The sequence below is a fragment of the Buttiauxella ferragutiae genome, from assembly GCF_022637515.1.
Taxonomy (GTDB): Bacteria; Pseudomonadota; Gammaproteobacteria; order Enterobacterales; family Enterobacteriaceae; genus Buttiauxella; species Buttiauxella ferragutiae.
On record NZ_CP093332.1, the window covers coordinates 495077 to 519934 of the forward strand.

At 49.7% G+C, this 24858-nt stretch carries 25 protein-coding genes; 11 read left to right on the forward strand and 14 right to left on the reverse strand.

Annotation, left to right across the window (positions count from 1 at the left end; genetic code table 11):
* Positions 1-7: 7 nt before the first annotated feature.
* On the reverse strand, positions 8-4465 hold the full coding sequence (gene gltB, locus MNO13_RS02320) for a glutamate synthase large subunit (RefSeq protein ID WP_121814811.1): 4458 nt from the start codon (positions 4463-4465) through the stop codon (positions 8-10).
* A 680-nt stretch (positions 4466-5145) separates the two neighbouring features.
* Between gltB and mnmL the strand changes: the two genes are divergently transcribed.
* The 4 genes from mnmL (at position 5146) to mtgA (ending at position 10091) form a co-directional block, all read left to right on the forward strand.
* Positions 5146-6078 (forward strand): tRNA modification radical SAM protein MnmL/YtqA, encoded by a 933-nt coding sequence (mnmL, locus tag MNO13_RS02325; RefSeq protein WP_237929908.1) that lies wholly within the window; start codon positions 5146-5148, stop codon positions 6076-6078.
* A gap of 50 nt (positions 6079-6128) precedes the next feature.
* Positions 6129-8477 carry an aerobic respiration two-component sensor histidine kinase ArcB gene (gene arcB / locus MNO13_RS02330; protein WP_241939488.1) on the forward strand — a complete coding sequence of 783 codons (2349 nt, stop codon included), beginning with the start codon at positions 6129-6131 and terminating at the stop codon, positions 8475-8477.
* 235 nt (positions 8478-8712) lie between these two features.
* Entirely contained in the window at positions 8713-9366 is a 654-nt protein-coding gene (elbB, locus tag MNO13_RS02335) for an isoprenoid biosynthesis glyoxalase ElbB (protein WP_064543096.1), read from the forward strand.
* Entirely contained in the window at positions 9363-10091 is a 729-nt protein-coding gene (mtgA, locus tag MNO13_RS02340; protein WP_121814814.1) for a monofunctional biosynthetic peptidoglycan transglycosylase, read from the forward strand. The genes elbB and mtgA overlap by 4 nt, the downstream gene beginning before the upstream one ends.
* 5 nt (positions 10092-10096) lie before the next feature.
* Here mtgA and npr read toward each other — a convergent pair whose 3' ends face one another.
* The 11 genes from npr to MNO13_RS02395 form a co-directional block, all read right to left on the reverse strand.
* Entirely contained in the window at positions 10097-10369 is a 273-nt protein-coding gene (gene npr, locus MNO13_RS02345) for a PTS phosphocarrier protein NPr (RefSeq protein WP_064543100.1), read from the reverse strand.
* Positions 10366-11220: an RNase adapter RapZ gene (rapZ, locus tag MNO13_RS02350; protein ID WP_120064597.1), complete on the reverse strand. Its 855-nt coding sequence runs from the start codon at positions 11218-11220 to the stop codon at positions 10366-10368. The genes npr and rapZ overlap by 4 nt, the downstream gene beginning before the upstream one ends.
* A 53-nt stretch (positions 11221-11273) precedes the next feature.
* Entirely contained in the window at positions 11274-11765 is a 492-nt protein-coding gene (gene ptsN, locus MNO13_RS02355) for a PTS IIA-like nitrogen regulatory protein PtsN (protein ID WP_064543104.1), read from the reverse strand.
* Positions 11766-11972: 207 nt separating this feature from the next.
* Positions 11973-12260: a ribosome hibernation promoting factor gene (gene hpf, locus MNO13_RS02360; RefSeq protein ID WP_064543106.1), complete on the reverse strand. Its 288-nt coding sequence runs from the start codon at positions 12258-12260 to the stop codon at positions 11973-11975.
* A gap of 22 nt (positions 12261-12282) precedes the next feature.
* Complete coding sequence (gene rpoN, locus MNO13_RS02365; RefSeq protein WP_064543108.1) at positions 12283-13716, reverse strand: RNA polymerase factor sigma-54; 1434 nt, start codon at positions 13714-13716, stop codon at positions 12283-12285.
* A 173-nt stretch (positions 13717-13889) separates the two neighbouring features.
* Entirely contained in the window at positions 13890-14615 is a 726-nt protein-coding gene (lptB, locus tag MNO13_RS02370) for an LPS export ABC transporter ATP-binding protein (RefSeq protein ID WP_064543110.1), read from the reverse strand.
* 6 nt (positions 14616-14621) lie between these two features.
* The gene (gene lptA / locus MNO13_RS02375) at positions 14622-15185 is read right to left on the reverse strand and encodes a lipopolysaccharide ABC transporter substrate-binding protein LptA (protein WP_064543111.1); all 564 of its coding nucleotides are present in this window, start codon (positions 15183-15185) and stop codon (positions 14622-14624) included.
* A complete protein-coding gene (gene lptC, locus MNO13_RS02380; RefSeq protein WP_064543113.1) occupies positions 15154-15729 on the reverse strand; it encodes an LPS export ABC transporter periplasmic protein LptC in 576 nt (191 codons plus the stop codon). Before lptC ends, lptA begins: the two co-directional genes overlap by 32 nt.
* Positions 15726-16292, reverse strand: coding sequence for a 3-deoxy-manno-octulosonate-8-phosphatase KdsC (gene kdsC, locus MNO13_RS02385; protein WP_064543115.1), 567 nt, complete (start codon positions 16290-16292; stop codon positions 15726-15728). The genes lptC and kdsC overlap by 4 nt, the downstream gene beginning before the upstream one ends.
* 16 nt (positions 16293-16308) lie before the next feature.
* A complete protein-coding gene (gene kdsD, locus MNO13_RS02390; protein WP_064543117.1) occupies positions 16309-17295 on the reverse strand; it encodes an arabinose-5-phosphate isomerase KdsD in 987 nt (328 codons plus the stop codon).
* A gap of 15 nt (positions 17296-17310) precedes the next feature.
* A complete protein-coding gene (locus MNO13_RS02395; RefSeq protein ID WP_064543119.1) occupies positions 17311-18288 on the reverse strand; it encodes a calcium/sodium antiporter in 978 nt (325 codons plus the stop codon).
* Between the two features lie 230 nt (positions 18289-18518).
* Here MNO13_RS02395 and mlaF point away from each other — a divergent pair, with 230 nt between their 5' ends.
* The 7 genes from mlaF (at position 18519) to murA (ending at position 23332) form a co-directional block, all read left to right on the forward strand.
* Complete coding sequence (mlaF, locus tag MNO13_RS02400) at positions 18519-19334, forward strand: phospholipid ABC transporter ATP-binding protein MlaF (RefSeq protein WP_064543121.1); 816 nt, start codon at positions 18519-18521, stop codon at positions 19332-19334.
* A 7-nt stretch (positions 19335-19341) separates the two neighbouring features.
* Positions 19342-20124: a lipid asymmetry maintenance ABC transporter permease subunit MlaE gene (gene mlaE / locus MNO13_RS02405; RefSeq protein ID WP_064543170.1), complete on the forward strand. Its 783-nt coding sequence runs from the start codon at positions 19342-19344 to the stop codon at positions 20122-20124.
* A gap of 4 nt (positions 20125-20128) precedes the next feature.
* Entirely contained in the window at positions 20129-20680 is a 552-nt protein-coding gene (mlaD, locus tag MNO13_RS02410) for an outer membrane lipid asymmetry maintenance protein MlaD (protein ID WP_064543124.1), read from the forward strand.
* A gap of 18 nt (positions 20681-20698) precedes the next feature.
* Entirely contained in the window at positions 20699-21328 is a 630-nt protein-coding gene (gene mlaC / locus MNO13_RS02415; protein WP_064543126.1) for a phospholipid-binding protein MlaC, read from the forward strand.
* Positions 21328-21630, forward strand: a complete 303-nt coding sequence (gene mlaB / locus MNO13_RS02420) for a lipid asymmetry maintenance protein MlaB (RefSeq protein WP_064543128.1) — start codon at positions 21328-21330, stop codon at positions 21628-21630. Before mlaC ends, mlaB begins: the two co-directional genes overlap by 1 nt.
* A 125-nt stretch (positions 21631-21755) precedes the next feature.
* Entirely contained in the window at positions 21756-22010 is a 255-nt protein-coding gene (gene ibaG, locus MNO13_RS02425; protein ID WP_034459734.1) for a BolA family iron metabolism protein IbaG, read from the forward strand.
* A 53-nt stretch (positions 22011-22063) separates the two neighbouring features.
* Positions 22064-23332 (forward strand): UDP-N-acetylglucosamine 1-carboxyvinyltransferase, encoded by a 1269-nt coding sequence (gene murA, locus MNO13_RS02430; RefSeq protein WP_121814815.1) that lies wholly within the window; start codon positions 22064-22066, stop codon positions 23330-23332.
* Between the two features lie 42 nt (positions 23333-23374).
* On the opposite strand, the gene sfsB is transcribed toward murA, so the two are convergent.
* Positions 23375-23638, reverse strand: coding sequence for a DNA-binding transcriptional regulator SfsB (sfsB, locus tag MNO13_RS02435; RefSeq protein ID WP_074388515.1), 264 nt, complete (start codon positions 23636-23638; stop codon positions 23375-23377).
* Between the two features lie 224 nt (positions 23639-23862).
* Complete coding sequence (gene ispB / locus MNO13_RS02440; protein ID WP_064543131.1) at positions 23863-24834, reverse strand: octaprenyl diphosphate synthase; 972 nt, start codon at positions 24832-24834, stop codon at positions 23863-23865.
* Positions 24835-24858 lie beyond the last annotated feature (24 nt).

Below are 24858 nucleotides of genomic sequence, written 5' to 3' on the forward strand. Positions count from 1 at the left end.
TGACCTCTTACTGCGCCTGCACCCGCAACTCGGCGGCGCTTCGACTACGGTGACCCAACAATGCTTTGACATCACTGGACTTCGGTTTAACCAACGTGAATTTCGAGGCAAATGCCGGCCAGTTAGCCAGAATTTCTTCGCCGCGCTGGGAACCCGTCAGCTGCACATGCTCGGTAATCATACCGCGCAGGTGTTCTTCGTGAATCGCCAGCTCTTCAACGTTAATAAGCTCAACCAGCTCAGGGTTAACGCGTTTACGGAAATCACCCTCTTCATCCAGCACGTAAGCGAAACCACCGGTCATACCTGCACCGAAGTTCACGCCTGTCTTACCGATGACGCAGACAATACCACCCGTCATGTATTCACAACCGTTATCGCCAATACCTTCAACTACGGTGATTGCACCAGAGTTACGTACTGCGAAACGCTCGCCCGCACGGCCAGCAGCATACAGTTTGCCGCCAGTAGCACCGTACAAACAGGTGTTACCGATGATGGTCGCTTCGTGGCTGCGGAAGGCGGAGCCCACCGGAGGACGCAATGAAATTAAACCGCCTGCCATGCCTTTACCGACATAGTCGTTAGCATCACCAGTCAGATGCAATTCAACGCCACCGGCATTCCACACACCGAAACTCTGCCCGGCAGTACCGCTGAAATGCGCTTTAATTGGGTCGGCAGCCAAACCCTGGTCACCGTTATGTTGCGCGATATAACCGGACAACGTGGCACCTACAGAACGGTCAGTGTTGCGGATATCAAACCAGAACGTTTTGCTCTGTTTATCGTCCACATACTGTTTCGCCTGAGCAAGCAGTTGCGCGTTCAGGTCGCCTTTATCAAATGGCGGGTTATTTTCGGTGCAGAACACCGCTTTGCCCGGCATCGGCTCGGCTGTTTTCAGCAGGTTCGACAAATCCAGGTTTTGTTGTTTGGCAGTAAATCCGTCCAGCTCTTTGAGCAAATCAGTACGGCCAATCAGGTCAACCAGGCGCTTCACGCCTAACTGCGCCATCAACTCACGGGTTTCACGGGCAATGAATTCAAAGTAGTTGGTCACTTTGAACGGCAGGCCGTGATAGTGGTTTTTACGCAGTTTTTCGTCCTGAGTTGCAACACCGGTTGCGCAGTTGTTCAGGTGGCAAATACGCAGGTATTTACAACCTAACGCCACCATCGGGCCGGTACCGAAACCAAAGCTTTCTGCGCCAAGAATCGCCGCTTTGATGATGTCTAAGCCGGTTTTCAGGCCGCCATCAACCTGCAGGCGAATCTTGTGACGCAGACCGTTGGCAACCAGTGCCTGTTGTGTTTCCACCAGGCCCAGTTCCCACGGGCAACCAGCATATTTCACGGAAGACAGCGGGCTTGCACCTGTACCGCCATCGTAACCGGCGATAGTAATCAGGTCGGCATAGGCTTTCGCCACACCGGTTGCGATGGTGCCGACACCTGGTTCGGAAACCAGTTTGACGGAGATCATCGCTTTCGGGTTGACCTGCTTAAGGTCGAAAATCAACTGCGCCAAATCTTCGATAGAGTAAATATCGTGGTGCGGCGGAGGCGAAATCAGCGTAACGCCAGGCACGGAATAACGCAGTTTTGCGATATACGGCGTGACTTTATCACCCGGCAACTGACCACCTTCGCCAGGCTTAGCACCCTGAGCGACTTTAATCTGGATAACATCCGCATTCACCAGGTAAGCCGGAGTCACACCGAAACGACCAGAAGCGACCTGTTTGATACGGGACACTTTGTTGGTGCCGTAACGTGCAGGATCTTCACCGCCTTCACCGGAGTTAGAATTGCCGCCGATGCTGTTCATCGCCTCGGCCAGTGATTCGTGCGCTTCCGGGCTTAACGCACCGATAGACATCGCCGCAGTATCGAAGCGTTTATACAGCTCAGTGGCTGGCTCAACGTCTTCGATTCTCACTGTTTCGCCTTGCGGATTCAGTGCGAGCATATCGCGCAGTGTTGCCACCGGGCGCTCGTTCACCAGCTTCGCGTACTCTTGATAATCTTTGTACTCACCGCTGTTTACGGCTTTTTGCAGCGTCTGAACCACGTCTGGGTTATAGGAGTGATATTCGCCACCGTGGACGTATTTCAGCTGACCACCCTGGTCCAGCGGCTTACGAGCAAGCCATGCGCGCTTAGACAGGTTCAGCAAATCTTGTTGGAAGTCGTTGAACCCAGCACCGCCAATGCGACTAACAACGCCCTGGAAGCACAGCTCAGAAACTTCTTTATGCAGGCCAACCGCTTCAAACAGTTTCGAGCAACGATAAGAGGCGATAGTCGAGATGCCCATTTTGGACATGATCTTGTACAGGCCCTTGTTGATGCCGTTGCGGTAGTTCTGCATTACTGCGCGGTAAGATTTTTCAATCGCGCCGTTATCGACCAGTTTCGCCAGCGTTTCGTAGGCGAGGTATGGATAGATGGCGGTGGCACCAAAGCCAAGCAGAACAGCGAAGTGGTGCGGGTCACGCGCACTTGCCGTTTCAACAATAATATTGGCATCACAACGCAGATTCTTCTCGACCAGGCGAGTCTGAATCGCACCCACTGCCATTGGCGCTGGAACCGGCAGGCGATCTTTCGCGATGTTACGGTCAGACAGCACCAGCAAAACTGTACCGTTGCGAACCATGCGTTCAGCTTCGTCGCACAGTGCGTTGACGGTTTCATGCAGCGATTGAGCGGAAGCATCGTAAGTGATGTCCAGCGTATCGGCACGGTAGTGCTGCTCTTCAAGCGAAGTGAGCTGCTGGAAATCAGACCACAGCAGAATTGGTGATTTGAAACTCAGGCGGTGCGCCTGGCCTTCTGCTTCACAGAAGACGTTCATTTCACGGCCAATGCTGGTCGCCAGAGACATTACGTGAGCTTCACGCAGCGGATCGATTGGCGGGTTGGTCACCTGCGCAAACTGCTGGCGGAAGTAATCGTAAATAATGCGTGGCTGGCTGGAGAGCACGGCAAACGGGGTATCATCACCCATTGAGCCGACGGCTTCCTGGCCATTTTCACCCAGCACGCGAATCACAGAATCCAGTTCTTCAACACTGTAATTGAACTGCTTCTGGAAGCTTGCCAGCGTATCGTCATCCAGCTCGCGGGTACCGACTTCTTCGTCAGGCAAATCTTCAAACGGCACTAAACGACGAACGTTATTTTCCATCCACTCTTTATAAGGGTGGCGGCTTTTCAGATCGGCATCGGTTTCAGCGGAATGCAGAATGCGCCCGATACGGGTATCGATAACCATCAATTCGCCAGGACCGACGCGGCCTTTTTCGACCACTTCGTCAGGCTGGTAATCCCAGATCCCAACTTCGGATGCACAGGTAATCAGCTTATCTTTAGTAATGACGTAGCGTGCCGGACGCAGACCGTTACGGTCCAGGTTACACGCAGCGTAACGCCCGTCGGACATTACGATACCGGCCGGGCCATCCCACGGTTCCATGTGCATGGAGTTAAAGTCGAAGAAGGCACGTAGCTCCGGGTCCATGTTCGGGTTGTTCTGCCAGGCTGGTGGCACCAGCAAACGCATGGCACGAACGATGTCCATCCCGCCAGCTAATAGCAGCTCAAGCATGTTATCCATTGAGCTTGAGTCGGAGCCGGTTTCGTTAACGAATGGCGCGGCGTCATGCAAATCTGGGATCAGTGGCGTCTGGAATTTATAGGTACGCGCACGCGCCCACTGACGGTTACCGGTGATGGTGTTGATTTCACCGTTGTGCGCCAGGTAGCGGAACGGCTGAGCCAGCGGCCAGCGTGGTACGGTGTTGGTGGAGAAACGCTGGTGGAACAAGCAAATGGCTGATTCCAGGCGTAAGTCCGCCAGGTCCAGGTAGAAGCGCGGCAAATCTGCCGGCATACACAGACCTTTATAGATGTTGACCAGGTTTGAGAGACTACAAACGTAGAAGTCTTTGTCCTGAATACGTTTCTCAATGCGGCGACGGGCGATAAACAGGCGACGTTCCATATCACGTGGGCGCCAGCCAGCCGGAGCATTAACAAAAATTTGTTCGATACGAGGTTTTGAGGAGAGGGCGATTTCACCGAGTACGTCTTCATTGGTTGGCACTTCGCGCCAGCCAACAATCGACAGGGTTTCGTTTTGCAACTCTTCTTCAACGATACGACGGCTTGCTTTAGCCAGCGCATCATCTTTATTTAAGAAAATCATGCCGACGGCATAGTTTTTTGCCAAACGCCAGCCACGCTCTTCCGCAACGATTCGGAAGAAACGGTCAGGCTTTTGCAACAGCAGGCCACAACCATCACCGGTTTTACCATCGGCGAGGATTGCTCCACGGTGTTGCATTCGGGCCAGTGCGTGAATAGCAGTACGCACTACCTTGTGGCTAGGTTCGCCTTCTATGTGGGCGATCAGGCCGAAACCACAGTTATCCTTCTCAAGGGATTTATCGTACAACATATCAGTGAACCTCCCGAGGCTCTACGTGATTCCCGATACCGTTTGCGTCCAGACGCAGCAAGGGCATGGCGACGGGGTTTGCGAATCTACGCATACCGCGCGTGTCGCCCTCTTGATGTCTAACGCATCCGGTTTCACAAGTGTTGAGGACTTGCTTTAGAGGGAATCTAAATTACTGCATAAATATGATGGGCACAGAACCCACCCAGAAAGCTTCCAGCGGATTTCCAAGTTATCGGGAAAGCGCACACAGGTCAAATGGCATTCTTATTTATACGATTATGTGCTAATTTCTATTTAACATTATGAATATAAACATTTTATTATCATTTTTATCGGATTTAAGCGGCAAGAAAATCACCTGGGTATTGTGATCTCTCTCACTATCCTGGAGGCTGAAAAATTCCAGAGCGTGCTGGAGATGATGGTATTGGCAGGATCTTATGCTATCAACGCGGTGTGGCGTGTTGTATGACACTGTTTTTCACAAGGCCACATATTCTTTAAAAATAGAGGGTCAATATAAGGAAAAGTAATCATCTTGCTTGTGATTAGAATTGCACTTATTTTGCATTTATATGCAATAGATAAAGCTGCGCCAGAGCGATTGATCCAGGTCATCGCTAAAATGGGCAGAAAATGGCAGGCTACCTCCCTTTTACAGGGCGGCCCATCAGATTATGCAGTTACAGAAATTAGTCAATATGTTTGGTGGGGATCTTCAGCGTCGTTATGGTCACAAAGTCCATAAACTCACGCTGCATGGCGGTTTTAGTTGCCCAAACCGCGACGGTACTATTGGACGCGGCGGCTGTACTTTCTGCAATGTCGCTTCTTTCGCCGACGAAACCCAACAAAACCATTCTATCGCTGAGCAGCTCGAACGCCAGTCACAGCTGGTAAACCGGGCAAAACACTATCTCGCTTATTTTCAGGCTTACACCAGTACGTGGGCAGAAGTGCAGGTGCTTCGCTCGATGTACCAACAAGCCGTTAGCCAGGCCAGTATTGTCGGCTTATGTGTTGGTACGCGCCCGGATTGTGTGCCGGATAGCGTGCTCGATTTGTTAAGTGAATATCATGACAAAGGTTATGAGGTCTGGTTAGAACTTGGCTTGCAGACGGCGCATGACAAAACGCTACATCGAATAAATCGTGGGCATGATTTTGCCTGTTATCAGGAAACGACACGTCGTGCCCGTGCGCGCGGCTTGAAAGTTTGCAGCCACTTGATTGTTGGCCTGCCTGGAGAAGGTCAGGAACATTGCCTGCAAACGCTGAAGCAAGTCGTTGAGACGGGCGTGGATGGCATCAAACTGCATCCACTCCATATTGTCAGCGGTAGCACGATGGCGAAAAGTTGGCAGGCAGGACGACTGCAAGGCATCGAACTGGAAGAGTATGCGACTACCGCAGGTGAGATGATCCGCCATACGCCGATCGATATTGTTTATCATCGCATATCTGCCAATGCCCGCCGTCCGACCCTGCTGGCACCGCTGTGGTGTGAGAACCGATGGACCGGAATGGGGGCAATCGATAAGTATTTGACGGAGCATGGAACACAAGGCTCGGCATTGGGTTCGCCATGGACCCCAGCAATTCTGTCGTAATCCCTAAGCGTGCGGTATATTTAGCTGATTGAAGGCGAGGGAAACGTTCCATGAAGCAAATCCGGTTACTGGCACAATATTACGTTGATTTGATGGTGAAGCTCGGATTAATGCGCTTCTCATTATTGTTGGCTTCCGCCCTGGTGGTGTTGGCTATTGTGGTGCAAATGGCCGTGACGATGTTGTTACGTGGCCAGGTTGAAAGCATTGATGTCGTCCGCTCTATCTTTTTTGGTCTGCTAATTACTCCCTGGGCTGTCTATTTCCTTTCTGTGGTGGTTGAACAACTCGAAGAGTCTCGCCAAAGGCTGTCAAAACTGGTGCAGAAACTTGAAGAGATGCGCGAAAGAGACCTGAAACTTAATGTGCAGCTTAAAGACAATATTGCGCAATTAAATCAGGAAATTGCCGTTCGCGTGAAAGCAGAAGATGAGCGTCAAACTATGCTTGAGCAACTCAAAGTTGAGATGCAGGAGCGTGAAGAGACGCAAATTCAGCTTGAGCAGCAATCGTCGTTTTTACGCTCATTCCTCGATGCTTCCCCGGATCTGGTTTTCTATCGTAATGAAGATAAAGAATTTTCAGGCTGTAACCGTGCCATGGAGTTGTTGACGGGCAAAAGTGAGAAGCAACTGATCAGACTGAAGCCAGAAGAGGTCTACTCGCCAGAAGCAGCCCAAAAGGTTATCGAAACGGATGAAAAAGTGTTCCGCCATAACGTTTCGCTCACCTATGAACAGTGGCTGGATTACCCCGATGGGCGCAAAGCCTGCTTTGAAATTCGCAAAGTGCCGTATTACGACCGCGTGGGTAAGCGTCACGGTTTGATGGGCTTTGGCCGCGATATTACCGAGCGCAAGCGTTACCAGGATGCACTTGAACGCGCCAGTCGCGATAAAACCACCTTCATTTCAACCATCAGCCATGAACTGCGTACACCGCTAAATGGGATCGTCGGTTTGAGCCGTATCTTGCTCGATACCGATCTGAATCCTGAACAAACCAATTACCTCAAAACCATTCATGTATCGGCAATAACACTCGGTAATATTTTCAACGATATCATTGATATGGATAAGCTTGAACGTCGCAAAGTCCAGCTTGATAACCAGCCGATTGATTTCACTGGTTTCCTTGCTGATTTAGAGAATCTTTCCGGTTTGCAAGCACAGCAAAAAGGACTGAAGCTGGAAATGAACTCTACGTTACCACTGCCGCATAAAGTGGTGACCGATGGAACACGTCTGCGCCAAATCCTTTGGAATCTGATCAGTAACGCCGTTAAGTTCACGCCAAAAGGAGGACTGGTTGCTGTGCGCGTGTGTTATGAAGAAGAAAACACGCTGCGCTTCGAAGTTCAGGATTCCGGCATTGGCATTCCTCAAGACGAACAGGACAAAATCTTCGCCATGTATTATCAGGTGAAAGACAGTCATGGCGGTAAACCGGCTACCGGTACGGGAATTGGCTTGGCGGTATCGCGCCGTCTGGCGAAGAGTATGGGTGGTGATATTACCGTTAGCAGCAAGCCCGGTGAAGGTTCGTTGTTTACCCTGACCGTGCAGGCACCGCGTGTTGCGGATGAAGTTGAAGATACCCTTGAAGACGATGAAATGCCGCTGCCGGCATTGCACGTCTTATTGGTTGAAGATATTGAACTCAACGTGATTGTTGCGCGTTCCGTGCTTGAGAAGCTCGGCAATAGCGTCGATGTCGCGATGACCGGTAAAGAAGCGCTAGAAAAATTCACCCCAGGGGAATATGACCTGGTGCTGTTGGACATCCAGTTACCTGATATGACGGGGCTGGATATTTCCCGGCAACTGACCACGCATTATGCGCGTGAAGATTTACCACCGCTGGTGGCATTGACTGCTAACGTATTGAAAGATAAAAAAGAGTACCTGGATGCTGGCATGGATGATGTGCTGAGCAAACCCCTCTCTGTTCCGGCGTTAATGGCGATGATCCAAAAATTCTGGGACAACCAACAGTCAGAGTCTAAGAAGGAGTCTCAAGTGCCTCAAGTTAATAGTGAAAAGCAGCAAGCATTGCTCGATATTCCAATGCTTGAGCAGTATATGGACCTCGTCGGACCAAAACTGATTACTGATGGGCTGGCGATGTTTGAAAAAATGATGCCGGGCTATCTGAGTGTACTGGACTCCAATATGACTGCTCGCGACCAGAAAGGGGTCGTGGAAGAAGGTCATAAGATTAAAGGAGCCGCGGGGTCTGTTGGGCTACGTCACTTGCAGCAAGTTGCTCAGCAAATTCAATCGCCGGACTTACCTGCATGGTCAGAAAACGTCGGTGAGTGGATTGAAGAGTTGAAACAAGAATGGCAACACGATGTTGATGTTCTGAAAGCCTGGGTGGCAAACGCTCCCAAAAAATGACCCCGGATAAACCGGGGTGCGCGAATTCTGCGCCAACACCAGGGAAAAGTCAGGTTGCGCCGTTGAGTTATAAGTCTTTATCCAAATGGCGCAGCCGATAATCTTGTGTGCTGCTCAGGCATTAAGATAGCAAATCTTAAATAGTTTGTTACATGAAACAGTAAAATGTGTGAAGCATAGCGATCAAATCATCATAACTGATGATGAAATTTGCATGATGAAAAGGAATGGCTGAATGAAGAAGATTGGTGTGGTGCTCAGTGGGTGTGGGGTCTACGACGGAAGTGAGATTCAGGAAGCTGTGATTACCCTGCTGGCTATCGCTCGGTCAGGTGCTGAAGCGGTATGTTTTGCACCCGATAAACCTCAAGCAGATGTTATTAATCACCTGACTAATAATAAGTCTATTGAGCATCGTAATGTGCTGGCTGAAGCGGCGCGAATTACTCGTGGTGCGGTAGCGCCATTAGCGCAGGCCGATGCCAGTCAACTGGATGCGCTTATTGTGCCAGGCGGTTTTGGCGCGGCGAAAAACTTATGTAATTTTGCAAGCCATGGGAGCGACTGCCAGATTGATAGCGATCTACGCCGTCTGGCTCGTGATTGCCATGCCCAGGGTAAACCACTCGGCTTTATTTGTATTGCCCCAGTGATGTTACCAAAAATTCTTGATGTGCCGGTGCGTTTGACTATCGGTACAGATATCGACACGGCAGAAGTCGTTGAAGAAATGGGGGCCGAACATGTTCCGTGCCCGGTTGACGATATTGTGGTTGATGAAGAACACAAAGTGGTGACCACGCCTGCTTATATGCTGGCGACCCGTATCGATGAAGCCGCAATGGGTATCGAAAAGCTGGTGGCCCGTGTCGTGGATATGACTGCATGAAGAAAGGGCGTATCGCGCTCTTGAGCTTTTTCAAGCGCTGGCTGTTGCGTGGTCTACTGGCACTGGCGGGAATTTGGCTGGCCGGGATAATCCTGTTTAGTTTTATGCCGGTGCCGTTTTCAGCAGTGATGGTCGAGCGGCAGTTTAGTGCCTGGTTCAGCGGTGATTTTAGTTATGTTGCGCACTCGGATTGGGTGAGCATGGACGAGATCTCGCCGTGGATGGGGCTGGCGGTGATTGCGGCAGAAGACCAGAAATTCCCTGATCACTGGGGGTTTGATGTAACGGCAATTGAGAAAGCTATTGCACATAATGAGCGAAATGAAAATCGCGTTCGTGGTGCATCCACACTCTCTCAGCAAACGGCGAAAAACCTATTCCTGTGGGATGGTCGTAGTTATCTGCGCAAAGGCCTGGAAGCGGGATTGACCCTTGGCATGGAAGTGGTCTGGACTAAACGCCGCATCCTGGCGGTTTACCTGAATATCGCGGAGTTTGGTGATGGGGTTTTTGGTGTGGAAGCCGCCTCGCAGCGCTATTTCCATAAACCTGCCAGCCGCCTTACGGCATCAGAAGCAGCACTTCTCGCAGCCGTTCTCCCTAATCCCATTCGCTTTAAAGCGAATGCTCCTTCCGGTTATGTACACCAGCGTCAGCAATGGATTTTGCGCCAGATGCGCCAGCTAGGTGGCGAATCGTTTATGGCGCAGCATGAGTTGAAGTGAGTTAATTAGTCTTCGTCAAAACCGGCATTGAATAGCGCGATAACGGCGTTCAATGCCTGTTCTTCTTCGGGGCCAGTGACTTCAATTTCAATGTGACCCCCTTTAGCAGAATCCAGCATCAGCAATGCAATGACGCTATTGGCTTCAGCTTCCGTGCCAGCCTCGTTGCGCAGCATCACTTCGGCGTCAAAGCTTTGTACCAGTTCGAACAGCTTCATCGCTGGGCGTGCGTGCATGCCCAGTTTGTTGGTTATCTCAACGGTCTGTTTTACGGTCATGTTTTACGTTTTTCCAGCGTGCGGTGACGGGATTGCACGTTCTTGCCGCGTGAACGGAAATAATCTGCCAACTGTTCAGCGATATAAACTGAACGGTGTTTACCGCCGGTACAGCCAATCGCCACAGTTAGATAGCTGCGGTTATTGGTTTCCAGCATAGGTAACCATAGCTCAAGATAGCTACGCGTCTGGTAGATAAAATTGTGGACTTCGGTATGACGGTCGAGGAACGCAGCAACAGGTCTGTCCAGACCGGTCATCGGGCGCAGCTTCGGGTCCCAGTGCGGGTTTGGCAGGAAGCGCACATCGAACACGTAATCCGCATCAATCGGAATACCATGTTTAAAGCCAAAGGACTCGAACACCATTGTCAGCTCACGTTCACGTTTACCAAGCAAACGGGTACGCAGCATTTCCGCGAGCTCATGCACCGACATCTCAGAGGTGTCGATGATCAGATCGGCTCTGGATTTCAATGGCTCCAGCAAGTCACTTTCTTCATCTATCGCACTTTCCAGCGAGAGATTTTTACTGGAAAGCGGGTGCAAGCGGCGCGTGTCACTATAACGACGAATCAGCGTGTTGCGATCGGCATCAAGGAACAACAATTGTGGTGAGAATGAGTCAGGCAGATTGGTCATTGCCTGTTCAAAGATCTCCGGATTTTCCGGCATGTTACGCACGTCGATGCTGACTGCCGCAGAAATTTGGCGTTCTGCGAGGGTTTTAGCAAGATCAGGTAATAGCACCACTGGTAGGTTATCTACACAGTAGAATCCCATATCTTCTAGTGCACGCAAGGCTACAGACTTCCCTGAACCAGAGCGGCCGCTGACAATCATCAGCACCATGTTTTCACTCCCCCAACTTTTCTTGCTGCGGCATACCCGTGACCGCAGCCAGATTATTCACTTTCACTACCTTGTTCTGTTTCGGTAATGATCTGATAAAGCTCTTCATCGCTCTGTGCAGAACGCAGGCGGCGGCAAATCGTTTTGTCAGCCAGACGTTTTGCTACCAGAGACAAAGTATGTAAGTGCGTTTTTGTTTGATCCGCAGGAACAAGCAGCGCAAACATCAGGTCAACCGGTTGGTTATCGATGGCGTCAAAAGCGATAGGGGTTTCCAGTTTAATAAACACCCCAACGGCACGAGTCGTATCTTCTTCCAGTTTCCCATGGGGAATGGCGATGCCATTTCCGATACCGGTACTGCCCATGCGTTCGCGCGTCAATACAGCCTCAAATACCACTTGTGGTGGCAGGCCGAGCTGTTTTGCTGCCAGTTCACTGATGATTTCCAGTGCACGCTTTTTACTCTGGCAATGTACGTTGGTACGGGTACATTCCTTGTTCAGGACTTGACTAAGTTGTAGAGCAGAATCGTTGTTCATCATAAGTTCACCTAAGCACCCTGTTATGCTAACGGCCCGCTACTCCACGCAACGAGCCGTCTTTACCCTTCATACTTCAAGTTGCATATGCGTTGGCTTCCTCGCTCACCCCAGTCACTTACCAGAGTAAGCTCATGGGGATTCACTGTGTAGCCGCCTTTCTGCAACTCGAATTATTTTGGGTAACTGCTTAAACAGTTGCCCGGATTATCAGTGTTGTTTTAGTTTATCTTTATGTTTGGTTAACTGGCGAGCCAGTTTATCAATCAGACCGTCAATCGCCGCATACATATCCTGCCCTTCCGCGCTGGCATGAATTTCACCACCATTTACATGAAGCGTTGAATCGGCAATATGCGTGACTTTTTCCACTTTTAACACAATATAGACTTGGTTAATTCTATCGAAGTACTGCTCCAGTTTGGCAAACTTCGTACTCACAAATTCGCGCAGTGCGTCAGTGATTTCGACGTTATGTCCTGTAATGTTGAGCTGCATAGTGTCTTCCTTATCGGTTAAGTCAAACCAACTGTTTACGCTGATTTGACGGTGGTATGGATAAAGACTCTCGGTACTTCGCAACAGTGCGGCGTGCCACCATGATCCCCTGATCCGATAGCATAGTCGTTAACTTGCTATCACTCAGTGGTTTCGCAGGGTTTTCCGCAGCAATTAATTTCTTCACCAATGCACGAATTGCCGTCGAGGAGGCTTCACCTCCACCTTCGGTATTAACGTGGCTTGAGAAGAAATACTTCAATTCAAAAATGCCGCGTGGGCTATGTAAATATTTTTGCGTGGTCACTCGGGAAATGGTCGATTCATGCATTTCTACGACCTGAGCGATATCAGCAAGCACCATCGGTTTCATGTGCTCTTCGCCGTGTTCAAAAAAGCCTTGTTGCTGTTCAACGATACAGCGACTGACGCGCAGCAGCGTGTCGTTCCGGCTTTCCAGGCTCTTAATCAGCCACTTTGCTTCTTGCAGATTACTGCGAATAAATTGCGAGTCGCTGTCATTGCGGGCACTGGTGCCCATTGCAGCGTACTGCTGGTTTATTTTCAGGCGAGGGAGGCTGTCGGCATTGAGTTCTACAGTCCAGTGACCTTGCGTTTTTTTCACCAGAACATCCGGTATGACATATTCCGGTTCACCGGTCTGAATGGATTGCCCTGGGCGTGGGTCAAGAGACTGAATCAGGCACATTGCCTCTTTCAGCACCTCTTCTTTCAGACGGGTGACGCGCATCAGGCTGCGGAAGTCATGGTTAGCGAGCAGATCCAGGTGATCGCTGACAATCAAGCTGGCTTCGGTTAACCATGGCGTTTCGCGAGCGAACTGTGAAAGCTGTATGAGCAGGCAATCGCGTAGATCACGTGCGGCAACACCCACAGGATCGAAGCGTTGAACGCGTTTGAGTACGGCTTCCACTTCGTCGAGGGTGATTTCGTCATCACCCATGCTTTCCAGAATTTCTTCCAGAGAAACTGTGAGATAACCCATTTCGTCAACGGCATCGACAATAGAGGTCGCAATTGCTGTGTCAGTATCTGAAAACGGGGTGAGATCAACCTGCCACATCAGATAATCCTGAAGAGACTGGGTCGTTTCCCCCTGATAAACCGGCAATTCGTCGTCGATATAATCGCTTCCGGTTCCTGATGGAGTGCCTGCGGTGTAGATTTCGTCCCAACTGGTATCCAGCGGTAACTCGTCAGGCATTTCTTTTTGCTCAAGCGCCTCACGGGTATCTAACGCTTCGTTTTCACGTACTTCCTGAGTTTCAACTTCTTCATGCAGATCGGTTTGCTCAAGCAGTGGGTTACTTTCCAGTGCTTGCTGAAGTTCTTGCTGTAGCTCTAACGTCGAAAGTTGCAACAGACGAATTGCCTGCTGTAACTGGGGAGTCATAGCAAGTTGTTGGCTAAGCCGTAATTGCAAACCTTGCTTCATATTCAGAGCGAGCTTCCTCAGGTTATACTCGTCATACTTCGAGCTGCAGGGGTGTTGACTGCACTCCTTCACCCCAGTCACTTACTCAAGTAAGCTCCTGGGATGAACTCCCTTGTCGCCTACCTGCAACTCGAATTATTTTGAGTATAAATATTATAATTTTTACTACCCTATCAGAGTCTGAACTCTTCGCCCAGATACACGCGCTTAACATGCTCGTCTTCCAGGATTTCGGCTGGAGTGCCATGGGCGATTAAATGGCCCTGGCTTACGATGTAGGCACGTTCACAAACAGCCAGCGTTTCGCGTACGTTATGGTCAGTAATCAACACCCCGAGCCCACTGTCGCGCAGATGCTCAATGATTCGCTTGATGTCGATGACGGAGATTGGGTCAACACCAGCAAAAGGTTCATCCAGAAGAATAAATTTTGGATTTGCGGCTAATGCTCGGGCAATTTCGACACGACGACGCTCGCCACCAGACAATGACTGCCCGAGGTTATTACGCAAATGTTCGATGTGGAATTCTTCCATCAGCTCATTAGCGCGGTCATCACGCTGCTCAACAGAAAGATCGTCACGGATTTGCAGCACAGCCATTAAGTTATCGAACACACTTAAACGGCGGAAAATAGACGCTTCTTGCGGTAAGTAGCCGATACCTCGACGAGCACGAGCATGAAGTGGCAGAAGGCTGATGTCTTCATCATCAATAATAATGTTGCCGGCGTCACGCGGCACAATGCCAACCACCATGTAAAAGGTGGTGGTTTTCCCGGCACCGTTTGGGCCAAGTAACCCGACAATTTCACCCGACTTAACAGCCAGGCTGACATCTTCAACGACGCGGCGGCCTTTGTAGGCTTTGGCGAGATTTTTTGCAATTAAAGTAGCCATAACGAATTAGTTACTCTTTTTCTGCGCAGGGGCTGGTGCCGGAGCCTGGCCGTCTTTTTTCTGCAGTTGAGAAGGGACCAGAACGGTGGTGACACGTTTACCTTTTTCGCTAAAGGCCTGCATCTTCTGTTCTTTCACCAGATAAGTAATTTTGTCGCCTTTGATATTGCTGTCGACCTGCTCGAGATAAGCATTACCGGTCAGAACTACAAAGTCGTTTTGCAACTCATAGTGCATGGTCGCTGAGTGGCCGCTAACGGGTTTACCGCTATCTTGCATCTGATAGAACGTGGCTGGATTACCATAACCATCAATGACTTCTTTGCCTTCTTCGCCGCCAGGACGAGTCACAACCACTTTGTCGGCGTTAATTTTGATACTGCCTTGTGTCACGATCACATTGCCAGTGAAGGTGACGACGTTGCCCTGCATATCCAGCGACTGTTGGTCAGATTCAATGTGAATCGGCTGATCGGTATCACCGGTCAACGCAAATGCCGAAAAACTAGCGGCTAAAAGCGTACTGGTTAGTACTAAATTACGGCTGAGTTTGTTTATTTTGGATTTCATAGGATGTTCTAACCTTTTCAATCAGCTCGGCATTTTTGCTGCGTAAATTTCCACGCATTTTGAGGCCGGTGGAGTTAAAGCTGGTTCCATACAAGGTTACCTGGTCATCAGAGGCAACATCCTGAGTGACTAAATTAACCTGCGCATTGTCCGTGGTAATTTTGCGTAGCTGAGAATCCGGCGTCAGAGCCGTCAGCACCACATTCCCATACAAATACAGCATCCGATCGTTAGTAAGTTTGGCGCGATCCGCTCGTAAAGACCAGGTTGCCACTTTGTTTTCGTCATACTGCGTCATCACCGGGTTGGTAAACCACGAAATAGCAGTCTCAGAAAAATATTCAACGTGTTCCGAAACCAGCCGATAATTCAGAGCCCCTTCAGGACTGTAGGCGAGTGTCGTGGAATGTTCACTTTGATAGGTTGGCTCGTTGCTGTTTACCGTCGGTGTAGCAACGGGGTCTTTATCGACCAGATTTAAGCCAATCAACACTAATGCCAGCAATGAAAGCAGGATGATAACCCAACGTCTGGTCTTACTCATATAGATAGCCCTTTGGCCTCATCAAGCTTTCCTTGTGCCAGTAACAGAAGATCACAGACTTCGCGAACCGCCCCACGTCCGCCAGCAATACGTGTAACGTAGTCGGCACGAGGAATCAGTAAAGGATGAGCGTCGGAAACCGCCACACTCAAACCCACTTTTGCCATCACTGGCCAGTCGATTAAATCATCACCAACGTAAGCAACATGTTCCGCGGGGATGGCGAGCTTATCTAATAGATCGTGAAAAGCCAAAAGCTTGTCAGATTGCCCTTGATAGAGATGGGTAATCCCGAGTGTTGCGCATCGGTCTTCAAGTAGCTTTGCTTTGCGGCCGGTAATAATCGCGACTTCGATGTCGGAAGTCAGCACGCAGCGAATTCCGTAACCGTCACGCACGTTGAATGCTTTCAGCTCTTCGCCGCTATTACCCATGTAAATCAGGCCATCAGACATGACACCGTCAACATCTAAAATAAGCAGGCGCACGTTTTCTGCCCGCTCCATCACGCGCGTGCTTACCGGGCCATAACAGGTGGCAAGTGACGCTTCATGGTTACTCATTAAGGCTAATCCTTTGTTAAACCACGCCAGCGCGTAGCATGTCATGCATATGTACCACACCGAGAAGTTGGTCGCCATCTGCAACCAATACCGAGGTAATGTGGCGAGATTGCATCAAATTGAGCGCATCCACAGCCAGTAGTGATGGACGGACCCTAATTCCACCGACAGTCATGACATCTGCGATATTCAGAGAGTGGAGGTCAACGCCCATATCAAAGACGCGTCGTAAATCGCCATCGGTGAAGATCCCTTCGATTTTCATCAGGGAGTCACAGATTACGGTCATACCCATATTTTTACGCGTAATTTCCAGTAGAGCATCGCGCAAGGACGCATCTTTACTGACATGAGGGATCTCATCACCGCTGTGCATGATATCGCTGACGCGTAGTAACAGTTTACGACCCAATGCGCCGCCTGGGTGAGAAAGTGCAAAATCTTCTGCAGTAAAGCCGCGAGCTTTAAGCAACGCAACGGCAAGGGCGTCACCCATAACCAGTGTTGCTGTGGTGCTGGAGGTTGGAGCCAGACCAAGAGGGCAGGCTTCTTGCGGGACTTTGACACACAAATGGATATCTGCCGCTTTACCCATAGAACTATCCGGGCGGCTGGTGATGCAAATGAGCGGCACTTGTAAGCGCTTGAGAACAGGAATCAATGCCTGAATTTCGTTTGATTCGCCGGAGTTTGAAATCGCGATAACAATATCCTGGGGGCTCACCATTCCGAGATCGCCGTGGCTTGCTTCACCAGGGTGGACGAAAAATGAAGGTGTGCCGGTGCTGGCAAACGTTGCCGCCATCTTTTTACCGATGTGACCAGACTTACCCATGCCCATTACGACAACTTTACCCTGGCAATAAAACATTTTTTCACAGGCTGCCGAGAAGTCTGTGTTGATGTATTGCTCAAGTTGATCCAGGCCTTCACGTTCGATCTTCAGGACTTCTTTGCCTGCTTGCTGAAAGTCAAAACCCGGTTGTAAATCTATCTGTGACATAATTTCCGTTCCGTTTTACCCAACGACCGGTGATGCAACAAACCACAGCACCACAATCCATACGAAGAAACTACATGTTAACAGAGCGCCTGCTGTCTTGCCGATAGAGCGAGGCTTTCGCCAGCAAAGTACGGCGAAAATGACACTGACGACCAACATCACCCAATAGTCACGTGCAAAGACAAGTGGGTCGATTTCACCTGGTGCGATTAGCGCAGGAATGCCCATTACCAGAACAATATTGAAAATGTTTGAGCCAATAATATTACCAATCGCAATATCATCTTCGCCTTTACGGGCACCCGCGATGGTGGTGGCTAGTTCAGGCAGGCTAGTGCCAACCGAAATAATCGTCAGGCCAATCACTAACTCACTCACGCCAAAATAGTGCGCCAACACACTGGCGTTATCGATAACCATGCGTGTGGCCATCGGCATAATAATTAGGGCAACAGCGAGCCATAAAAATGCGACGGGGCGGTTTCCTTCTCGAGGAAGCTCTGCCAACTGTTCACGGGTCAGTTTGTCGGCACCTTCATTTCCGGCAAGGCGCGTTATTTTAATCGTAAACAGCAGATACGCCACTGATACCGTAATCAAAATAACACCATCAACAACGCTTAGCTGGTTGTCAAAAAGCAGCCAGCCAATAATTGCGCTGACAACTAACATTAGGGGTAACTCGCGCCGTAGAATATCGGAATTCACGGTAAATGGATGCAAAAGAGCCGCTAAGCCAAGAATTAACAAAATATTGGTGATATTTGAGCCTAACGCGGTCCCTACCGCTAAATCCAACTGACCATGCAGGGCTGCAGAACTGGCGACGATGAGCTCTGGTAGTGAAGTGCCAATACTGACCACAGTCAAACCGATTAGCAGTGGTGGAACCCCAAAACTGCGACAAAGTATTGATGCGGCAAACACTAATCGGTCAGCGCCATAGACGACCAAAAGCAAACCAATAATTAACAGAGCTGTAGCTAACAGCATGCAGAATCCTTAATTCAGGTATAATCGCCGGTCTTGTGCTGTGAAAGTACCGGCAGAGCATACAGTTCTGTAGGGCCGGGCATGATTCTTAATTCTGACTTTATGTGGCAGAAAAGTAAAACAAATGCCAGTTTTCGCTAATCAGGACGGGTATTATTCTGCAAGGATATTGGATTGGAACTCAGTTTCCAGTAAATGCTTCGTCCGTGAACTTGATAAAAGGAAAGATGATGAGCCAGACGCAGACTAATCTGGTCGAAATTCGCGGAGTAAGTTTTACTCGCGGCAGTCGGCGCATCTTTGACAATATTTCACTGAACGTACCCCGCGGTAAAATTACCGCCATAATGGGGCCTTCAGGGATTGGGAAGACAACGCTATTGCGGCTTATCGGTGGTCAAATTCAACCCGACAGCGGTGAAATCCTGTTTGACGGTGAAAACGTCCCCGCCATGTCTCGTTCGCGTTTATACAATGTTCGTAAACGCATGAGTATGCTATTCCAGTCTGGCGCGCTATTTACCGACCTCAATGTCTTTGAAAATGTGGCGTATCCACTACGTGAACATCGCCGCCTGCCGGAAGAGTTGTTGCACAGCACCGTGATGATGAAACTTGAGGCGGTGGGGTTACGTGGTGCCGCTAAACTGATGCCTAACGAACTCTCCGGTGGTATGGCCCGACGTGCAGCTCTAGCTCGAGCCATCGCGCTCGAACCCGATCTGATCATGTTTGATGAACCATTTGTTGGTCAGGACCCTATTACTATGGGGGTATTAGTCAAACTGATTTCAGAATTGAATAGCGCCCTTGGCGTCACGTGTATTGTGGTTTCTCACGACGTCCCAGAAGTACTGAGTATTGCCGATTACGCCTATATTGCCGCGGATCAACATATTGTGGCTGAAGGCACGCCTGCTGCCCTGCGTGAAAATTGCGACCCGCGAGTGCGCCAGTTCCTCGATGGTATTGCCGATGGGCCAGTACCGTTCCGCTATCCGGCAATGGATTATCGGAATGACTTATTATCAGAAACAGGGAGTTAAGTTGCTCATGTTCTTTAATGCACTGGCATCATTCGGACGGCGGGGGTTGAAAACCTGTGCGTCATTTGGCCGGGCTGGGATAATGCTTTTTAATGCGCTGGTGGGGAAACCGGAATTCCGCAAACACACACCATTGCTTATTCGCCAACTGTATAACGTTGGTGTGTTGTCGCTGATTATCATCATTGTTTCTGGTTTGTTTATCGGCATGGTGCTTGGTCTGCAAGGTTACCTGGTGCTGACGACCTACAGCGCGGAATCAAGCCTCGGTATGTTGGTCGCCTTGTCATTACTGCGAGAGCTTGGTCCTGTCGTTGCTGCATTGCTGTTCGCCGGGCGTGCCGGTTCAGCACTAACCGCAGAAATCGGCTTAATGAGGGCAACAGAACAACTTTCCAGTATGGAAATGATGGCGGTTGATCCTCTACGCCGGGTCGTTTCACCGCGTTTTTGGGCTGGCGTGATTTCACTACCCTTGCTGACGCTTATTTTTGCTGCGGTCGGCATTTGGGGTGGGGCGCTGGTGGGTGTGAACTGGAAGGGAATCGATGCGGGCTTCTTCTGGTCTGCAATGCAAAACGCCGTCAGCTGGCGGACTGATTTGGTTAACTGTGTCATCAAGAGTGTGGTGTTTGCGATAACAGTGACCTGGATTGCTTTATTCAATGGCTACGATGCTATTCCTACGTCCGCAGGGATTAGTCGGGCAACAACACGAACCGTTGTGCACGCTTCACTGGCCGTTTTAGGTCTGGATTTTGTGCTCACAGCACTGATGTTTGGGAATTAAGTTCATGCAAACTAAGAAATTTGAAACTGGGGTTGGAGCATTTTTAATTATTGCACTGGCAGCCATCGTCTTCTTGTGTCTGAAAGTGGCAAACGTCACTTCGCTACGCAGTGAGCCAACGTACCGGGTCTATGCGACTTTTGACAACATCGGTAGCTTGAAAACGGGTTCCCCGCTGCGCCTCGGTGGCGTGGTGATTGGTCGTGTTGACGATATTACTCTGGATCCGAAAACTTACTTACCACGAGTCACCCTGGATATCGAAGAACGCTATAACCACATTCCGGATACCAGTTCGCTGGCTATCCGTACTTCTGGCTTGCTGGGCGAGCAATATCTCGCGTTGAACCTCGGTTTTGATGATCCAGAACTCGGTTCATCTATCCTTAAAGAGGGCGGGACGATTCAGGACACCAAGTCAGCCCTGGTGCTGGAAGACCTGATTGGCCAATTCCTGTATAAGAGCGGCAATGGTGATAATCAGAATTCAGGGGATTCCTCATCGCAGGATTCACAGAATAATAGTGCAGCGCCACAGCCTGGTACCACGCATTAATCTAAGAGGAAAAGTGTTATGTTTAAAAGACTTATTATGATTGCTATGCTGGTTATTGCACCGCTGGCGAATGCTGCGGATCAAAGTAATCCCTACAAGTTAATGGGCGAAGCGGCGCAAAAAACTTTTGACCGCCTTAAAAACGAACAACCTAAAATTCGCCAAAACCCTGATTATTTGCGTGAGATCGTTGGTCAGGAACTGCTGCCTTACGTGCAGGTAAAATACGCGGGGGCTCTGGTTCTGGGTCGTTATTATAAAGATGCGACCCCTGCGCAGCGTGATGCTTACTTCAAAGCATTCGAAGAGTACCTGAAGCAAGCCTACGGCCAGGCTCTTGCCATGTATAACGGGCAATCCTACCAAATCGCCCCTGAGCAGCCGCTGGGTGATGCCACTATCATTGCGATTCGTGTCACCATCGTCGATCCAAACGGTCGTCCACCAGTACGTCTTGATTTCCAGTGGCGTAAAAACACCCAGACCGGTGGCTGGCAGGCATACGACATGATTGCTGAAGGTGTCAGCATGATCACCACTAAGCAAAATGAGTGGAGTGATATCTTGCGTACCAAAGGTATCGATGGTTTGACGGCGCAACTGCAAAGTATTTCCCGTATGCCAATTACACTGGAAGCGAAAAAGTAATGGCAGGCGAGCTTAACTGGCAGCGTGAAGCAGCAACTTTACACCTGACGGGTGAGCTGGATAGCGACACCGTGGGGCCTTTATGGCGGCAACGGGAGCAAATCATGGCAGGTATCAAGGCGCTTAACCTTTCTGGTTTATCGCGTGTAGATACCTCAGGTTTAGCGTTGTTGATTCATCTTGTGGCTTTCGCCAGACGACAAAACGTTGAAGTAGAGCTTCAGGGAGCCAGTGATAATCTACAAACACTGACTAAACTTTATAACCTTCCAGAAGACATCCTTCCCGCATTTGCAGGCTAGTGTTTTCATAGCGTTACTATCATTGCCCCTGATCGATTGAGATCAGGGGCTTTTTGCTTATTTAAGACAACGCCACTTTCCTCTAAGATGTGTGGCTTGTTTCCTTAACCGACGAATTATATCCCATGGAAAATCATGAAATTCAGACAGTGCTGATGAACGCACTGCCCCTCCAGGAAGTCCACGTCTCAGGCGATGGTAGCCATTTTCAGGTGATTGCGGTGGGTGAGTTATTCGCCGAGTTAAGTCGCGTGAAGAAGCAACAGACAGTTTATGCGCCATTGATGGAGCTGATTGCTGATAACCGTATTCATGCGGTTTCCATCAAGACCTATACTCCGCAAGAGTGGGATCGCGATCGTAAACTTAATGGTTTTTGAGCAATTCGCCGCGGCGGATTGTAACGATTTGAATTTAATAGAGAGCAGTTGCAATGGATAAATTTCGAGTTCAGGGGCCAACCCGACTGAGTGGTGAAGTGACGATCTCCGGGGCGAAGAACGCCGCGCTGCCGATCCTCTTCGCAGCTCTGTTGGCTGAAGAGCCAGTTGAGATTCAGAACGTTCCAAAATTGAAAGACATTGATACCACAATGAAGCTGTTAAGCCAGTTGGGTACCAAAGTTGAACGTAACGGTTCCGTATGGATCGACGCCAGTGAAGTGAATATCTTCTGCGCACCTTATGATCTGGTTAAGACCATGCGTGCTTCTATCTGGGCGCTTGGACCGTTGGTTGCACGTTTTGGTCAGGGGCAGGTTTCTTTACCTGGCGGCTGTGCAATTGGCGCTCGTCCGGTTGATTTACATATTACCGGTCTTGAGCAACTTGGTGCGGAAATCAAACTGGAAGAAGGCTACGTTAAAGCCTCTGTACAGGGCCGTCTGAAAGGCGCACACATCGTGATGGATAAAGTGAGCGTAGGCGCCACCGTCACCATCATGAGTGCTGCTACGCTTGCCGAAGGCACAACCATCATTGAAAACGCCGCTCGTGAGCCGGAGATCGTTGATACAGCGAACTTCCTGAATACTCTGGGTGCGAAAATCACCGGTGCAGGTACCGATCGCATTACTATCCAGGGCGTTGAACGCCTCGGTGGTGGTGTTTACCGCGTAGTGCCAGACCGTATTGAAACCGGGACTTTCCTGGTGGCTGCGGCGATTTCCGGTGGCAAAATTGTTTGCCGTAATGCTCAACCAGACACCCTTGATGCGGTGTTGGCGAAACTGCGCGAAGCAGGTGCCGATATTGAAGTTGGCGAAGACTGGGTGAGCCTGGATATGCACGGTAAGCGCCCGAAAGGCGTGACCATCCGTACTGCACCGCACCCTGGTTTCCCGACCGATATGCAGGCTCAGTTCACCTTGCTGAACCTGGTGGCTGAAGGTACGGGTGTTATCACCGAAACCATTTTTGAAAATCGCTTCATGCACGTTCCAGAACTTATCCGTATGGGCGCACATGCAGAGATTGAAAGTAATACGGTGATTTGCCACGGCGTTGAAAAACTGTCTGGTGCACAAGTGATGGCGACCGACCTGCGTGCTTCAGCAAGCCTGGTTCTGGCTGGCTGTATTGCCGAAGGCACAACCGTTGTTGACCGTATTTACCACATCGATCGTGGCTACGAGCGCATTGAAGATAAACTTCAGGCGTTGGGTGCGAAGATTGAACGTGTGAAAGGTAGTGGCAGCGAATAAATTTTGTTGTTAACAAGAGAAAACCGGGCATGCCCGGTTTTTTTATCGCTTACGCATTAAACTCGCTCGGTTAATTAACTGATGAGTTTGTGGGTCGTAATACCGCGAGGGCCAAATCATCCAGGGTGATGTATCCAGTGCCGTTGCTATGATTAACTCACCTTTAGGCCATGGGCGCGTCAACGCATTAGCCAGCGTCGATGAACTTAGCCCTGCCTTCCTGGATTCAGCCGCCAGGCTTGTTCCACGTTTACGTAACCCTGCGATTATGTCTGCCGGGTGCCAGTCAGAATAATTACTTTCCATGTTCCTCCCTGTAACCGTTTCGTTTAACCGGTCTACTCAAGAGTGTTTATAACATAGCGAAGTGCCAAAAGATTCCAATAAATGGCTTAAAAAATTAAATCTGTGTTAACCCACACAAAGTGAATGAAATCCAATGAAAACAAATTGGTTATAGGAAGCATGCTGAAGCGGGGAAAAAAAATTATTGGAAACTTAGCGCGCCTTTAGCTGGCGCGCTAAAAAGATTAACGGTCGCGTTGAACGGCCATATGAGCCAGTGCAATTAGTGCTTCTTTGTGTTCACTTTCTGGCAAAATACTCAGCGCAGCAATGGCTTTGTCTGCTTCTTGCTCTGCGCGTAATTGAGTCCATTCCAGTGAACCACAGGCCGCCATCGCGTCCAATACTGGTTGCAGCAAATGACGCCCGTTACCTTGTTCAATGGCTTCACGGATCATTTTTGCTTGCTCTGCATTGCCGTTACGCATTGCGTGCAGTAACGGGAGAGTCGGTTTGCCCTCGTTAAGGTCATCACCAACATTCTTACCCAGAGTTTGCCCGTCCGCACTGTAGTCGAGAAGATCATCAATGAGTTGGAATGCAGTACCCAGATAGCGACCATAATCCTGAAGGGCTTTCTCCTGCTCTACAGTGGCATCAGCTAAAATACCGGAACATTGAGCGGCCGCTTCAAACAGGCGTGCTGTTTTACTGTAGATCACCCGCATGTAACTTTCTTCAGTGATATCCGGGTCATTGCAGTTCATTAATTGCAGAACTTCACCTTCAGCAATCACGTTCACTGCTTCGGACATGACTTCAAGTACCTTGAGTGAACCAAGTTGAGTCATCATCTGGAAGGCTCGGGTATAGATAAAATCGCCGACCAGTACACTGGCCGCATTGCCGAACGCCGCGTTGGCTGTGGCTTTGCCACGGCGCATATCCGATTCATCTACTACGTCATCATGCAACAACGTCGCCGTGTGAATAAATTCGATAAGCGCTGCAATATTGACATGCGCCTTACCCTGATAACCGAGCGCACGAGCAGCAAGTACAGCAATCATTGGGCGGATACGCTTACCACCGCCACTGACGATGTAATACCCTAACTGATTGATCAATTGGACATCTGAATTCAACTGCTCAAGGATGACCGCATTGACGCCCGCCATATCTTGCGCGGTTAACTCATTAATTTTTTCTAAATTCATCGCAAAAGTCTGGCTTAAAGTCCT